The following is a 13,565-nucleotide window of genomic DNA, read 5'->3' on the forward strand; positions in this document are numbered from 1 at the left end:
CTGGCATTAGTCTTGATTATTAAGGGTATTAAATAATGACAACAGAGACACAGCGGACTCTCTATTTCTAGGATCTGTATGGAGCACGGGTGCCACCACATTATGCTGCATCAACATCACTCTTATTTCTTGTCCCAGTGCTGAAAGGCTATCTTTGTCAGCATCCTCGCAATGAGTGATACCAATGATACACGTGGTCTGATTTTTTTCTGGCGCAAAAAAGTGTAACAGCTTATCTAAATTGGCATAATCGGGTGTCTCGCCATATCTAATCAAAATGAGCAATCCCCATAGCGACTGATTGACGAACTCCCATAAAAAAGAAAAACGCTCTTGACCTGGCACACCGTAAATACCTAGTGCCATATCGTCAAACAGAGTGATGCGCCCATAATCGATGCCGACTGTCGTGTACTCTTTACCGATATCAATACTAGATTTTGCTTCTGTTTCGATGGGGCTTATCTCGCTTAGAGTTTTGACCAACCGAGTTTTTCCAGCACCTACTTCACCAATGATTGCTAGCTTCTGATAATTCAATTTTTTACCTCATTCCTAAGAATTTTTTGATCGCACCATAGAATTTGTTAGGCTTTTTCTCATTTACGGTTTGCTCATGTATCGGTGCTGCCTCTGTGACACTCAATAAACCTAAACGATCAAACTCTCTGATAATCTGTGTGACTTGATGATGGCTGCCAAAATCACCACTGTCCGCTAGTGCATTAAACGAATAAGGCTTTTTAGTCAATTTGATACACAGGTTCATCATCTGCGGCTGGCTTTCATTGTTGAGATCAGGCCATGCCAGCAATCTTAAATCCTTACCTTCATAATACTTTTCAGGCACCGTATCAGATTTTTTTATATCAATAAACGGTTGAATACGTCTTTGTTGAGACTCATCAAAGCTGTTTAACACAGCGCTATTGTTCTCAATGAACGCATTAAAAAAGTTGCCTTGATCCACAAAATCAAACACGCTCACAGCCCAATTATTAAAGCTGCGTTTGATCACGCGCACATCCAAAAACACCCAAAGATCTTCATGTCTAGGATCGGAAGCTATCTTACTCATTAACTTGTCTACTTCCAAATAAGGGCCTTCTAGCACTTGCAGATACTGACCTTCACGGTAAGAGATGATACCCGTAATTTGCGATTTTGGATTATGCTTACGAGAGACGCTAACGATGTCTGATAACCCAGTAGGCATTCGAATAGTACGATCACTGATAGGCACTCTACTGACGTACGCAATACACTTCATTTTGCCACCACTTGATAAAACGGCTCACGCTCGTTAAGTTGTTACCACTGCCTATAAAATAATAATTCGCTATGTACAGTACGTACATAACGAATTTGACCTTGTTGCCACTCTTGTCTTATTTAAGGCGCGATAAGCAACAAGGAGAGTTTGATAAATCACTCATTTTTTGAACACGACCAACCGAATTATACCTCTAGTTTATTTTCTACCGCTTGTACCTTACGGCGGGCTAATGCAAGATTGGCTTTTGATTTATCAAGCACCAAATAAATAAACAAGTCTTCATGCTTGGCTGTAGGACGAATGATATGCAATTGAGACTCCAAGGTGATCAACATATCTTCGATTTCACCTTTGATATCTAATGACTTCATCGTTGCTACTTTCGCCTTTACCACTTGCGAGTTACCTGCTGCTGCAAGTTCTAAGTCAACGCCGCCGCCAGCCATACCAAGTACCATGCCTGACATATAGTCGACGATACAGCCACCCATTGCACCATCAAGATTCATTAATTCTTGTAACGACTCATCGATATTTGACATACTTTTTCCTATTTATCTGATTGTATTTACATGAAGTCATTCCATCGCAGAAATGCCTTCGTAGTTTCAAGCTATGAAGCTAAATTTAGCTTATTATTTACTCTTTTTTATTATTAGTATATCTTAACTCACACTCAAAACTTATAAGATAATTATAACAATAAAATATCAATAACTAAGTATGTTTTTTGGTAAAAACGATATAGTCTATTTATAAACAAAGTATACATACCGTAGCGGTGGTCATTATATTCCATATATTAGACTCGATGACGCTTGCCCCTAACCACTCATGAACAAAAAACGACCGTTGGGTAGGAAAAAATAAAAACATCGAATAGTCATGCGGATTTAAAGTTTAAAACCCCCACTCTTGACACTAAAATGCCATTAACCGTTGAGTCATTCCAAGCAAACAAATAAGGAAAAATGATGCCCGATTTACTTATAAAAAATGCCCAATTACCCAATCATAAAAACTTGGTCAATATCAGTATAAACGGCTCTTATATTGAGAGTATTGACGACATTTCGGAAAAAACTGAACATGATGATGCGCCAAAAGCAATTTACGATGCTAAAGGTTACTTTGTCTGTGCAGGATTCTATGAGAGCCACATTCACCTTGATAAAGCCTGCATCCTTGATCGCTGTACTATAGAGCAAGGTGATTTAAACGAGGCTGTTGAAGAAACAGGTAAGGCTAAAAAGGATTTTACGGAAGTAGATGTGTTTAATCGTGCTTCACGAGTGATTGAGATGGCGATTAAAAAAGGCACCGTTGGTCTGCGCACCTTTGTTGAAACAGATTCAAAAACAGAGATGCGTGCCTTTAATGCCATCAAAAAAGCCCGCGATACCTATGCATTTGCCATCGATATAGAGATTTGCGCCTTTGCGCAATCAGGATTGAGCAATGACCTGCATACTTATGAGCTACTAAAACTGGCATTGTCACAAGGAGCTGATTTGGTTGGCGGATGTCCATACAAAGATGAACATCCTCACAAGCATATTGAAATGGTGTTTGACTTGGCTGAGCAGTTTGACGTCGATGTTGATTTTCATTTAGATTTTGATCTGGATCCACAAGGCTCGAGCATTCCAAAATTGGTTGAAGAAACCATCAAGCGCCATTATCAAGGTCGCGTGTCTATTGGTCATGTGACTAAACTGTCAGCGATGGACAAAGACAAACGTATAGAAATGGCTGCGTTACTGAAATTCGCTGACATTACCTTGACGGTGTTACCAGCCACCGACATATTTTTGAATGGACGTGATTACGAGGCGCTCATTCCTAGAGGCATGGTCAACGCCAATGAGCTATTAGCAATGGGCATCAATACGACTATTTCTAGTAATAATATTTTAAATGCTTTCACGCCTTACGGTGATGCCTCACTGATTAGAATGGCAAATATGTATGCCAATATCACTCAATTAGCAAAAGATGAGCAGATAGCGGAGGTATTCGATATGATTAGCAAAAATGCAGCGAAGCTTTTGTCACGGCAAACGGAGATTAAAGTACGAGCACCGGCTACCCTAGTCATATTAGAAGCGAAAGACGCGGTAGAAGCGATTAGAATTAATTCACAAGCCATCGCAGGCTTTAAGAATGGCAAGCAAACTTTTTGCAATGAGGTCGCTCATATTTGCTTTGAATAACTTGAGTTACTTGAATACTCATTAATTGAGCACATTCAGTCAATTGAAAGATACAGCCTATCAATGCGCCATTATCTTTATCATAAAACATAGGCTTAAAACGATAAAAGCGTCACCCAACTATACGTTGAATGACGCTTTTCATAACGGTTTTTTTACTATTTACTATAGCTTTAACATCATGGTTTAAATACTTTCATATGCAGATAAGCTTAGTCCAAGGTTTGCACACCGCCGCCATTCACAAATATAGTTTGACCACTGACCCACTCAGACAGTGGTGCGGCAAAATACAGCATAGCACCAGCGATATCATCGGCTTCACCCAAACGTTGAATCGGCGTATGCTCTAGCATTTTCTTTTCGATTTCTGGTGTTAGTACAGTTTTTAACGCATCAGTACGCGTGGCACCAGGGCCAACCGCATTGACGCGTACCTCAGGGCCAAAATCATGTGCCAAGTTCGCCACCATATGATTGACAGCCGCTTTTGATCCTGCATAACCACTCATGTTCGGGCTTTTATTGATACTCGACATCGAAGTGGTAAATACAATCGAGCCATAACCCGACGCTTTCATGTGTGGCACGCATAATTGAGACAAGCGCCAGCCACTAAAAACATTCAACTCAAAATCACGACGAATATCATCGACCGATGCTGTGGCTGGGTTTTCACGACCACCGCCGCCACCACCAGCATTATTGATTAAAATATTGACCGTGCCAAATTCAGCGACGACCTTGTCTACCATAGCGACCAAATCTTCATCTTTTAAGATATTACATTCGACTGCCAAGCCTTTTACACCATACACTTCGATATCCTTGACCGCAGCCTTTGCATCTTCTAGTTTTAAATCAGCAATAGCGATATTTGCCCCAGCTTGTGCTAGACGTAGCGCCGTTGCTTTACCAATGCCATTTGCACCGCCCGTCACAATTGCGGTTTTTCCTGACAGATCAAATAATTCATTAAATGCTCTATGTTTGAATTCTTGCATAATTATTCCTTATTATCATCATTGTTTATAGATGGATTATTTGTTGTTATATTCGTTTAAACGATCTATATAATTATGCATGATTGAACTGAGCCTAATGTGTCAAATTGACCACCTTTTGTAACTTAGTTTCGGCGCTGCAACTTTTAGTAATCTATGTCGTTAATTCCGTCGATAGTAACTTGGAATGTCATCGAAATATTCTTAAGAAACAATGACAACCCTTAAAATCAGGACAAAAAAAAGCCTCACAATGAAGTGAGGCTTTGATGCTTTTTCAAGCCATATTTGGAGCGGGAAAAGAGATTCGAACTCTCGACCCCAACCTTGGCAAGGTTATGCTCTACCACTGAGCTATTCCCGCTGATTATCGAATTGTAGTGTTGTTAACAACAACTCCGTCTCGATAGGCTGGCTATTCTATCAGATATTCCAATCCTGTCAACCTCATTTTTAACGTTTATTTCCAATATTATGTCTTTAACTCGCTATTTATTAATGTAGTCATCATAAATAATTGATTTAGCGATAATTATTTATTTAAAATAATATCAGTTATTTTTCAGAATAATGTTAGAAATCTAAAGCTCTGTCCTTGTAGGTAGTATCTCATCGCCTATGAGACTATTTTTTGACTGATATTTATGCCGCCTATCAAGTTTATAGACGTTAGTCGCGAAAAATAGATTTGTTGGTGTCAACGTCCCTCTCACTTACAATCCTACGCTGTATTGTTACTTTTCCTGCATTGGTTTTGCCTTAGTAACATTATTATACTTATGCCTAATGACAGTTCGGGTAAAATTTTACTGTTGAGGTGAAGTAGCAAGCATAGGTAGAACATTAATAAAAAATTGCCTTACTTGCTGCTTTAACTCTTTATTCCACAAAAAATTTAATACGAGTCATTTGAACGATAATCACTTTCACGACAACCGCTTTATTATTAATAGCCGCTTTGTTTTATTTTATTTTTTATCATTTACAGCGAGGATGTTTATTATGAAAAAATTACTGACCAGCACCGTGATGGCCGCTTCATTGTCGGCACTAGCACTGACAGGTTGTACCAGCACCACCAGTACTGGTGCCGTTGGCGTTGACCGTCAGCAGCTATTACTGGTTTCTAGTGAGCAAGTTTTGCAGCTGTCTGCACAGAGTTATGCCAAAACGTTGCAAGAAGCAAAAGCGCGCGGCGTACTAGATACCAATAAGGCTCAGCTTAATCGCTTAAAGAACATCGCTAATCGTTTGGTCGGTCAGGTCGGCGTCTACCGTCCAGATGCGGCGAAATGGCAATGGGAAGTTCATACGATCAAATCTAATGAGCTGAATGCCTTTGTGGTGCCGGGTGGCAAAATCATGTTTTACTCGGGTATCATTGACCGCCTGAATCTCACCGATGACGAGATTGCGGCTATTATGGGTCATGAGATGTCACATGCGCTGCGTGAGCACTCACGTGAACGCCTATCGCGCCAATATGCCACACAGACTGGTATCGGCGTGGCTGCTAGCATCTTTGGACTGTCACAAGGTCAGGCTGAGCTAGCCAACGTTGCTGGTGATTTGGGTCTTAGCCGTCCGCACAGTCGCACACAAGAAGCTGAAGCCGATCAAATTGGTCTAGAGTTAATGGCACGTGCTGGCTATAATCCGCAAGCAGCAGTTACCTTATGGCAAAAAATGCAAAGCGCGAGTCAAGGTGAGCCACCGCAGTTCTTAAGCACTCACCCGACCAGCAGCAACCGTATTGCTCAATTGCAGTCTTTAATGCCTAAAGTGATGCCGCTTTATCAAAAAGCGCGTCGCTAATGAAGTGGTTTGATTTCATGCTTTGAGTAAATGGTTGTTACTTATAAAAGCAGAGTACAGGTTATCAATTGTGCTCTGCTTTTTTATGCTGATAGCTAACAGGTACCGCTACTTGCCATGACTGGCTATTATTTATCGTCATTAAAGACAGTATGTTAAAAAGAATATCTTTCATTGCTATATTTTTTAGAAACAGGATTGCTCAAAAGTGTAATCGCTTACAGGCACACGCAGCTTAATAGCAGGTTTTACCGCTAATAGCGTCTGCTATAATGGGCATTATTTGCAATTCACAAATTGCTAAGTATGATACCGCCAAGTACTATTAGGCAAAATATATGGAAAGATTATTATGAGTAAAACACCGACCGCTGATGCGCTCAATGCTGAGCTACAAGCGTTGCAGCCGCAACATATAGAATTGTTGAATGAGTCAATGAATCATTCTGGTTATTTTGATGGTAAAGAAAGCCATTTTAAGCTTACGATTGTTAGTGATGCTTTTAAAGGCAAAAGATTGGTCGCACGCCATCAGCTTGTATATGGACTGGCAAACTCCTTATTAACCTCGCAAGGCGGTCAAATCCATGCTTTAGCGATTCATGCTTACACCCCAATAGAATGGCAAGGTCAAAGCCCTGATAGTCCGTTATGTGCCGGACAAAACAAGGGCTAATAACGAACTATTGCGAAGATAGTGTTTTCCATACCATAATTATATGTAACCAGTAAGCGCTGAAACTGCACCTTTAAAGGAAATAATATCTCATGAAACATCTACACATGCTCATGGCTGTATTGCTCATTGCCCTGTTTTTATATCAGAGCTATTTGGTATTAAGCTCAAACAAGCAAGCGCCACGCGTGGTTAAAATCTCTTCGCACATTCTCTATGCCCTCATTATTGTGTCAGGGGCAGTCATGCTAATGCAGCTGATGAGTGCCAATGCACCCATACAATGGGTATTTGCAAAAGTAATCTTACTCGTTGCGGCTATCAGTGCCAGTATTAAAGCGTTTAATAACAACGCCACATCTAGTCAAAGAAAGACCGGTATTCTTATTGCTGGAGCGGCATATGTGGGCATTGTGGTACTAGCCTTTGCTAAACCTGGTAACTTATTTTAATAAACATATAACATTTTGATTGCACAAATACTTATATTACCAGCATTGAAAATATTTAATAATTGCTATATTTTCAATATCTTAATCCCATTATTTTTGCTATCTTACATAAATACAATCGCCTTAACCTAGCCTAATGGAGCCACTATGAAAACTCTTACTGCAGCGACACTACTGGCGACAGCTGGCATTTTTGGTCTCTCAGGCTGTGCCTCGACGGGTAATGTCACGCCACAATATGTGCCGCCAAGCACGTATCAAAGTTACGATTGCCAAGCCCTTAGTCAAGAATATACCCGCGTCAATCGCTATGTCGATGCGGCGCGCAACGAGCAATCAACTTTATCCGCCTCAGGTGTCGGGGTTGGGGTTTCTGCGGGACGTTGGGGCATCTCCCCTAATATTAGTTTTGGCGTTGGCAAAAGCAACAATACCAAGGCACGCGATGCAAAATTATCACGACTCTATGGCGAGCGTGATGCCATCATTCAATCCGCCCGCATTCAGCGTTGTAGCTTTGCCAATGGTGTCAAGATTTATGGCGAGTAATGTATGATAGGTTATATTTAGGGCGTGTTGAACATTCATAATTTCAGCCAGATATAGGCACAAGCGAGAGCCACTGTGTTCTCATAACTTTGTTTGAGCTTATCAAATCTAGTTGCAACCGCCCTGTAGTTTTTTAACTTAGCAAAAGCATTTTCTACTAAGTGCCGAGCCTTGTACAAGTGCCAGTCCATATGGTTATTGGTGAACTTAGTATTCTGTTTTCTAGGAATATTATTGAAGCAACCCGCTTGTTCAATATGGTCTCGCAGCGGATCAGAATCATAGCCCTTATCGGCACATAGCATGTCTGTACCACTTAAATTAATCTTATCCACTAAATCTGGTGCTACCTTTACATCGTGAGTCGTGCCATCTGATAAGATAAAAGTAATAGGATTACCGTGAGCATCAACCGCTAAATGAATCTTGGTGGCGCGTCCTGCCACACTTTTACTAATGGCTTGTTCCACCTCATTGCTACCATTACTGTGCTGATGCGCTTTAATGTGTGTGCCATCGATAAATACCCATTCACAGTCTGAGTCTTTAATTAATAAAGCGAACAGTGCAATCAGTTTATTGCTACGAAACCAGCGCTGATAAGCCTTGTAGACGGTATTAGGCTTACCAAAGTAAGGTGGCAGATCACGCCAAGGACAGCCAACACGCATACGATATAATACGCCTTCGACTGTTTGTCTAAGATTTCCTTTGTCATAGATATTAAGTTCTAGTAATATAGGTCTTAGTCTTGTCCAGTGTTGATCTTTGAGCATTGTACGAGGCATAGCAAACGAGGTCTTTTTTGTGTGAGAACTTAAAGACTAACCGTTTGCTATTTTTTTGCCATCGTTTTATTCCCAATGTTCAACACGCCCTAATAGATTATATTTAATAAGTTAAGTTTGATAAGTAATATTTAACTGTTCAATCCTTTGATGACTTTAGATAGTATTTGTTATAAAAAAGCCAGCATGCAATAAGCATACTGGCTTTTTTATAATCATAATCCGTTAAAACTCAAGAATGTAAGCTTTGTACCCACTGGACAATTTGGTCGCTAGGTAACGCACCTGACTGCCGTGCTATCTCTCTACCATTTTTAAAAGCCACCATGGTTGGCAAACTGCGAATATTATAAGGTGCCGCCGCTTGCTCATATTTATCGGTTTGTATTTTGGCAAACACTACTTGTGGCAGTCGCGCCGCTGCGGCTTTAAACTGCGGTGCCATCATGAGACACGGCTGACACCAACTCGCCCAAAAATCAACGATGGTCAAGACCTCATTTTTTTGAATGACTTTACGAACCGTTTGGGCGTTTAGTTCATGAGGGCTACCCGTTAATAACGGCTGACCACATTTGCCACAATTTGGCGCAGCACTAAGTTTGGCTGCTGGTATGCGGTTGGTTGCCTGACAATGTGGGCAGACCAGATGAGAGTTTTGCTCACTCATTATAAGACTCCTATGCAAGTAGCATGGGTATTGGTCAATCAAAGTATCCAATACCCATGCCTGATTATGTATTTATGACAATAAATCTAGCGACTGTTTAACGCTTGCAGGTATTCATCCCAAGCATTTTATACAAAGGACAAAAGCGGAAGAGTCCTGTGAGTAAAGGCACTAAGCCAATCACGCCCCACCAGCTTTGAAAATACAAACCCAAGCCGATAATCACGACACCCGCGATAATACGTAGTAAACGCTCAGTACTGCCGATATTAATTTCCATGGTTCAATCCTTAAGTGTGAAGGCTCAATGGTAGAGGAGTAATATAGCCATGTGTTTACGGTAAAGACTAGCATTATGATGGCTTATACTCGTATTGTGCTTACGTAACGTGATACATGTTTATAATATTTGCTTATTCTGATGTCTACTTATCCTGATATCTGTCTTATTGCCCAAGTACATTAATCGGTACTTTGAGATAACGGGTACCATTGTCTTCTGGCTCTGGGAAATGACCTGCATCGATGTTTACTTGTACCGATGGAATAATGAGACGCGGCATGTCAAGAGTGGCATCGCGGCGCTCACGCATTTGCACAAACTCTGCTTCATTGATGCCATCTTTGACATGGATATTGCCCAGTTTCTGTGCAGCGACAGTCGTGGTTGGACAGTGCTGGCGACCCTTGCTTGGGTAATCATGGCACAGATATATTATCGTATCTTCAGGGAGCGCAAGGAGCTTCTTGATTGAGTGGTACAGCGTCTTGGCATCCCCACCTGGAAAGTCACAGCGAGCCGTCCCGACATCAGGAGCAAATAAAGTATCACCAACAAAGACCACGGTCTTTTCATCATCAGTAGCAATATAGGCCATATCTGCCGGCGTATGACCCGGTACATACATGACCGTAATAGTAATATTGCCAAGCGCCAAAGTATCGCCCTCATCCGTTAGAATATCGAACTGGCTGGCATCGGTGCGAAAGCTGGTATCAAAGTTGAATATTTGCTTAAATATTTTTTGCACTTCGGTGATATGTTGACCGATTACCAACTGCCCGCCAAGTACGTCTTTGACATGTATCGCGGCGGATATATGGTCAGCATGCGCATGAGTCTCTATGATGTAAACCAGCTCCCAACCATGCTCGCGGACGAACTTAACCACCTCATCGACGCTAGTAGTACTCGTGCGCCCTGACTTAGCATCAAAATCCAATACAGGATCGATGATGGCACAGACTTGTTGCTGAACGTCTGCGAGTACGTGAGTATAAGTTTCTGTGTCGCTATGTAAGAATGAATGAACTTGCATGGCTACCTCTTGGCTTTTAGATGAATATTTTATTTTTTGATAAATTGTTCAGTATAATATGCGCCAGCTTCTGCTTATCGTATTGACCGCCACATATTTATCAACGATGCATACCAATATAGCAACGATTTAACATTTTATCAATTTATATAATGTAAATAATGATAACTTGCTATCCGTGGCAATATCATTGATAATTAATCTTATCTTAGCTATTAATCCTAAATTTTTTATTATGTCTTATATAAGGAGCTTGCTCTGACTACTTCTACTTCAGCATTGAGCACCTCGACTACCAGCATTGATGATGCGTCATCTAGCGTAGCAGACTTTGCCCCTAAAGACCTTGCTGAGCAAATGCAGCAAGCGTCCATGCAAGCCAGCCAATTATTAAAGTCGCTTTCACATCCGGATCGCTTATTACTCTTATGTCAGCTGACTCAAGGAGAATATTGCGTCAGCGAGCTCGAAAGCTTAGTCGGTGTTGGTCAGCCAAGCTTGTCACAGCAGCTTGGTATTCTACGCAAAGATGCGCTGGTGACGACCCGCCGCGAAGGCAAGCAAATCTATTATAGTATTGCCAGTGACGATGCCTTGGCGGTGTTACATTTATTGTATGAACGCTTTTGTGCCAAAACTGATAGCTAGTTTGTTGGCTTGCGTTTTTAGCATCACTTGTTAGCGTCATTTTTCAGCATAACTTTATGAATTTAGCGCTTGGCTGTATTTAACCTTTTCTTTTATTCAATTTTTTCTACTATAGTCGGTTCAATATAGTTTAGATACAAGGGAAGCAAGCGAAAGTACTACCAATAGTAGACTAAGCGAGGCTGACACCGTATCTGATTTATATAGGATAGACTATATATTGTGATGACATATTGCTATGCCTTCTATCACCGCTCGTCTGATTCCTGCTTGGTTGCGTCAATACCAGCTATCTGCCCTGCCAACTGATGTTATTGCTGGGTTGGTGGTTGGGGTGCTCGTCATTCCGCAAAGCTTAGGTTATGCGGTATTGGCAGGATTACCACCCGTCTATGGACTCTACGCGGCCATCGTTCCCGTGCTGGTCTATGCATGGATAGGCTCGAGTAATGTGCAAGCAGTAGGGCCTGTCGCTATTACAGCGATTATGACCGCCAGCAGTCTGCACCCTTATGCTACAGAGGGCTCTCAGCAGTATATATTGATGGCAAGTTTGCTGTCATTGATGGTTGGTACGATGTTATGGCTAGCAGGACGGCTCAAGCTTGGCTGGATTATGCAGTTTATTAGTCGCGGCGTTTCAGCAGGCTTTATCAGTGGTGCAGCCGTATTGATTTTTGTCAGTCAGCTTAAGTATCTGACTGCGATTCCGATTGCGGGAAATAACTTAATCGGTTATCTATCAAGCATGCAAATGTATGCGCGCCAGCTACATCCACTAACCTTAGTTATTGGCGTCATTGCTTTTGCACTGTTGGCGACCAATCGCTACGGTAGCAAATGGCTATGGAAATCTTGGTTATCAGTGTCTTATGCCAAATGGGCTGAGCGACTATTTCCGCTTATTTTGCTCGGTATTGCGATTGTTTTGAGCATCAGCTTACACTGGACCACGAACGGCGTGGCTACGATTGGTAGTATTCCACAAGGCTTACCATCCTTTACCCTGCCCTATGTACCAGACTTCGATGAAGCACTGAATCTATTACCTAGCGCAGGTTTGATGGCATTGATTATCTTTGTCTCTAGCAGCTCCGTCGCCAGCAACTATGCACGCCTGCGCGGTGAGACTTTTAACGCCAATAGTGAGCTGACTGGACTGGGGCTTGCCAATATGGCAGGTGGCTTTTTTCAAGGCTTTACCGTCGCTGGCGGCTTTTCGCGCACCGCTATCAATGCCGACTCAGGGGCCAAAACACCAGTTGCAAGTTTAGTAACTGTGCTGGTCATGATTGCTGCTTTAATCGCTTTTGGCAATGTACTCGCACCACTGCCCTACGCTTTATTGGGTGCAACCATCATGGCATCGATCATCGGTCTCATTGATATGGCAACCTTGAAGTCGGCATGGCAACGCGACCGCCTAGATGCGGCCAGCTTTTTGGCGGCATTCATCGGCGTATTGATATTTGGATTAAATACTGGCTTGGTGATTGGTTTGATGGTGTCATTTGCTAGCCTCATTTGGCAATCGAGTAAACCGCACGTCGCTGTGGTTGGTCAGCTAGCTGGCACAGGGCATTTTCGTAATATAAACCGTCACGATGTGGTGACTTTTAGAAATTTATTGATGCTGCGTATCGATGAGAGCTTATTTTTTGGCAATAGTGAATCCGTCCATCGTAGGGTCATAAAAGCCACTCAGCAATATCCAGAAGCGCATGAGATTATTCTTATTATGTCAGCGGTCAATCACATTGACCTGACCGGACAAGAGATGCTTATCAGTCTTAATCAAGAGCTGTTGAACCAAAATAAACATTTAAACTTTAGCTTTATTAAAGGGCCAGTAATGGACATCATCGAGCATACTCCGGTCATTACTAACCTCTCAGGTCAAGTTTATTTAAGCACGATGGATGCGGTAAATGCGCTAAAGGATGTCTAATCGGTCTGTGAGACATATGTTGCTCAATCAAGCATACTTATTATTATGCTGTGACAAAATATAGATATGATAAAAGCTGTGTTATGCTAAATTGGTATAAGCCCTTAAAAAATACAGCCTTTAGAAGAGATACCTAAAGTACAGCCTTTATAAAATGGCGCTTAGCTACAATACTATACCTCCAAACGTCTTTTAATATACGCGATC

The 13,565-nt window shown here is 41.7% G+C and carries 15 protein-coding genes and 1 tRNA gene; 7 read left to right on the forward strand and 9 right to left on the reverse strand.

Features of this window, described 5'->3' with window-relative positions; all coding sequences use genetic code 11:
* Positions 1–6: 6 nt before the first annotated feature.
* The 3 genes from Q6344_12165 to Q6344_12175 form a co-directional block, all read right to left on the reverse strand.
* The gene (locus tag Q6344_12165; protein WLG13343.1) at positions 7–540 is read right to left on the reverse strand and encodes a hypothetical protein; all 534 of its coding nucleotides are present in this window, start codon (positions 538–540) and stop codon (positions 7–9) included.
* Between the two features lie 4 nt (positions 541–544).
* Complete coding sequence (locus tag Q6344_12170) at positions 545–1,270, reverse strand: BLUF domain-containing protein (GenBank protein WLG13344.1); 726 nt, start codon at positions 1,268–1,270, stop codon at positions 545–547.
* A 188-nt stretch (positions 1,271–1,458) separates the two neighbouring features.
* On the reverse strand, positions 1,459–1,818 hold the full coding sequence (locus Q6344_12175; protein WLG13345.1) for a hypothetical protein: 360 nt from the start codon (positions 1,816–1,818) through the stop codon (positions 1,459–1,461).
* Positions 1,819–2,250: 432 nt separating this feature from the next.
* Here Q6344_12175 and Q6344_12180 point away from each other — a divergent pair, with 432 nt between their 5' ends.
* Positions 2,251–3,489 (forward strand): amidohydrolase family protein, encoded by a 1,239-nt coding sequence (locus Q6344_12180; protein WLG13346.1) that lies wholly within the window; start codon positions 2,251–2,253, stop codon positions 3,487–3,489.
* Between the two features lie 212 nt (positions 3,490–3,701).
* Here the strand turns inward: Q6344_12180 and Q6344_12185 are convergent, their stop codons facing one another.
* Together Q6344_12185 and Q6344_12190 are read right to left on the reverse strand one after the other, a co-directional pair.
* Complete coding sequence (locus Q6344_12185) at positions 3,702–4,493, reverse strand: glucose 1-dehydrogenase (protein WLG13347.1); 792 nt, start codon at positions 4,491–4,493, stop codon at positions 3,702–3,704.
* Positions 4,494–4,782: 289 nt separating this feature from the next.
* Positions 4,783–4,857 (reverse strand) — tRNA-Gly (locus Q6344_12190).
* 638 nt (positions 4,858–5,495) lie between these two features.
* Here Q6344_12190 and Q6344_12195 point away from each other — a divergent pair.
* The 4 genes from Q6344_12195 to Q6344_12210 all read left to right on the forward strand — a co-directional run bounded on the left by Q6344_12195 (position 5,496) and on the right by Q6344_12210 (position 7,985).
* The gene (locus tag Q6344_12195; protein WLG13348.1) at positions 5,496–6,308 is read left to right on the forward strand and encodes a M48 family metallopeptidase; all 813 of its coding nucleotides are present in this window, start codon (positions 5,496–5,498) and stop codon (positions 6,306–6,308) included.
* 352 nt (positions 6,309–6,660) lie between these two features.
* The gene (locus Q6344_12200; GenBank protein WLG13349.1) at positions 6,661–6,984 is read left to right on the forward strand and encodes a BolA family protein; all 324 of its coding nucleotides are present in this window, start codon (positions 6,661–6,663) and stop codon (positions 6,982–6,984) included.
* A 92-nt stretch (positions 6,985–7,076) separates the two neighbouring features.
* A complete protein-coding gene (locus Q6344_12205) occupies positions 7,077–7,436 on the forward strand; it encodes a SirB2 family protein (GenBank protein WLG13350.1) in 360 nt (119 codons plus the stop codon).
* A 147-nt stretch (positions 7,437–7,583) separates the two neighbouring features.
* Complete coding sequence (locus tag Q6344_12210) at positions 7,584–7,985, forward strand: hypothetical protein (protein WLG13351.1); 402 nt, start codon at positions 7,584–7,586, stop codon at positions 7,983–7,985.
* A gap of 35 nt (positions 7,986–8,020) precedes the next feature.
* Here Q6344_12210 and Q6344_12215 read toward each other — a convergent pair whose 3' ends face one another.
* From Q6344_12215 to Q6344_12230, 4 genes are all read right to left on the reverse strand, one after another.
* The gene (locus Q6344_12215; GenBank protein ID WLG13352.1) at positions 8,021–8,773 is read right to left on the reverse strand and encodes an IS5 family transposase; all 753 of its coding nucleotides are present in this window, start codon (positions 8,771–8,773) and stop codon (positions 8,021–8,023) included.
* A gap of 232 nt (positions 8,774–9,005) precedes the next feature.
* Entirely contained in the window at positions 9,006–9,443 is a 438-nt protein-coding gene (trxC, locus tag Q6344_12220; GenBank protein ID WLG13353.1) for a thioredoxin TrxC, read from the reverse strand.
* A 97-nt stretch (positions 9,444–9,540) separates the two neighbouring features.
* Complete coding sequence (locus Q6344_12225) at positions 9,541–9,723, reverse strand: DUF2892 domain-containing protein (protein ID WLG13354.1); 183 nt, start codon at positions 9,721–9,723, stop codon at positions 9,541–9,543.
* A 166-nt stretch (positions 9,724–9,889) separates the two neighbouring features.
* Positions 9,890–10,762 carry an MBL fold metallo-hydrolase gene (locus Q6344_12230; GenBank protein ID WLG13355.1) on the reverse strand — a complete coding sequence of 291 codons (873 nt, stop codon included), beginning with the start codon at positions 10,760–10,762 and terminating at the stop codon, positions 9,890–9,892.
* A gap of 357 nt (positions 10,763–11,119) precedes the next feature.
* On the opposite strand from Q6344_12230, the gene Q6344_12235 reads away from it, so the two are divergent.
* Both Q6344_12235 and Q6344_12240 read left to right on the forward strand, forming a co-directional pair.
* Positions 11,120–11,410, forward strand: coding sequence for a metalloregulator ArsR/SmtB family transcription factor (locus tag Q6344_12235; GenBank protein ID WLG15214.1), 291 nt, complete (start codon positions 11,120–11,122; stop codon positions 11,408–11,410).
* Between the two features lie 238 nt (positions 11,411–11,648).
* Positions 11,649–13,358 (forward strand): SulP family inorganic anion transporter, encoded by a 1,710-nt coding sequence (locus Q6344_12240; protein WLG13356.1) that lies wholly within the window; start codon positions 11,649–11,651, stop codon positions 13,356–13,358.
* The last annotated feature ends 207 nt before the right edge of the window (positions 13,359–13,565 follow it).

Origin of the sequence: Psychrobacter cibarius (assembly GCA_030686115.1) — a bacterium.
Lineage (GTDB): Bacteria > Pseudomonadota > Gammaproteobacteria > Pseudomonadales > Moraxellaceae > Psychrobacter > Psychrobacter cibarius_C.

What these genes read in the sequence shown, in the direction of transcription:
- Q6344_12185 (WLG13347.1), bottom strand. Translation starts at nt 4,493, where the DNA reads ATGCAAGAATTCAAACATAGAGCATTTAATGAATTATTTGATCTGTCA.
- Q6344_12175 (WLG13345.1), bottom strand. Translation starts at nt 1,818, where the DNA reads ATGTCAAATATCGATGAGTCGTTACAAGAATTAATGAATCTTGATGGT.
- Q6344_12230 (WLG13355.1), bottom strand. Translation starts at nt 10,762, where the DNA reads ATGCAAGTTCATTCATTCTTACATAGCGACACAGAAACTTATACTCAC.
- trxC (WLG13353.1), bottom strand. Translation starts at nt 9,443, where the DNA reads ATGAGTGAGCAAAACTCTCATCTGGTCTGCCCACATTGTCAGGCAACC.
- Q6344_12225 (WLG13354.1), bottom strand. Translation starts at nt 9,723, where the DNA reads ATGGAAATTAATATCGGCAGTACTGAGCGTTTACTACGTATTATCGCG.
- Q6344_12210 (WLG13351.1), top strand. Translation starts at nt 7,584, where the DNA reads ATGAAAACTCTTACTGCAGCGACACTACTGGCGACAGCTGGCATTTTT.
- Q6344_12180 (WLG13346.1), top strand. Translation starts at nt 2,251, where the DNA reads ATGCCCGATTTACTTATAAAAAATGCCCAATTACCCAATCATAAAAAC.
- Q6344_12205 (WLG13350.1), top strand. Translation starts at nt 7,077, where the DNA reads ATGAAACATCTACACATGCTCATGGCTGTATTGCTCATTGCCCTGTTT.
- Q6344_12240 (WLG13356.1), top strand. Translation starts at nt 11,649, where the DNA reads ATGCCTTCTATCACCGCTCGTCTGATTCCTGCTTGGTTGCGTCAATAC.
- Q6344_12170 (WLG13344.1), bottom strand. Translation starts at nt 1,270, where the DNA reads ATGAAGTGTATTGCGTACGTCAGTAGAGTGCCTATCAGTGATCGTACT.
- Q6344_12215 (WLG13352.1), bottom strand. Translation starts at nt 8,773, where the DNA reads ATGCCTCGTACAATGCTCAAAGATCAACACTGGACAAGACTAAGACCT.
- Q6344_12195 (WLG13348.1), top strand. Translation starts at nt 5,496, where the DNA reads ATGAAAAAATTACTGACCAGCACCGTGATGGCCGCTTCATTGTCGGCA.
- Q6344_12200 (WLG13349.1), top strand. Translation starts at nt 6,661, where the DNA reads ATGAGTAAAACACCGACCGCTGATGCGCTCAATGCTGAGCTACAAGCG.
- Q6344_12235 (WLG15214.1), top strand. Translation starts at nt 11,120, where the DNA reads ATGCAGCAAGCGTCCATGCAAGCCAGCCAATTATTAAAGTCGCTTTCA.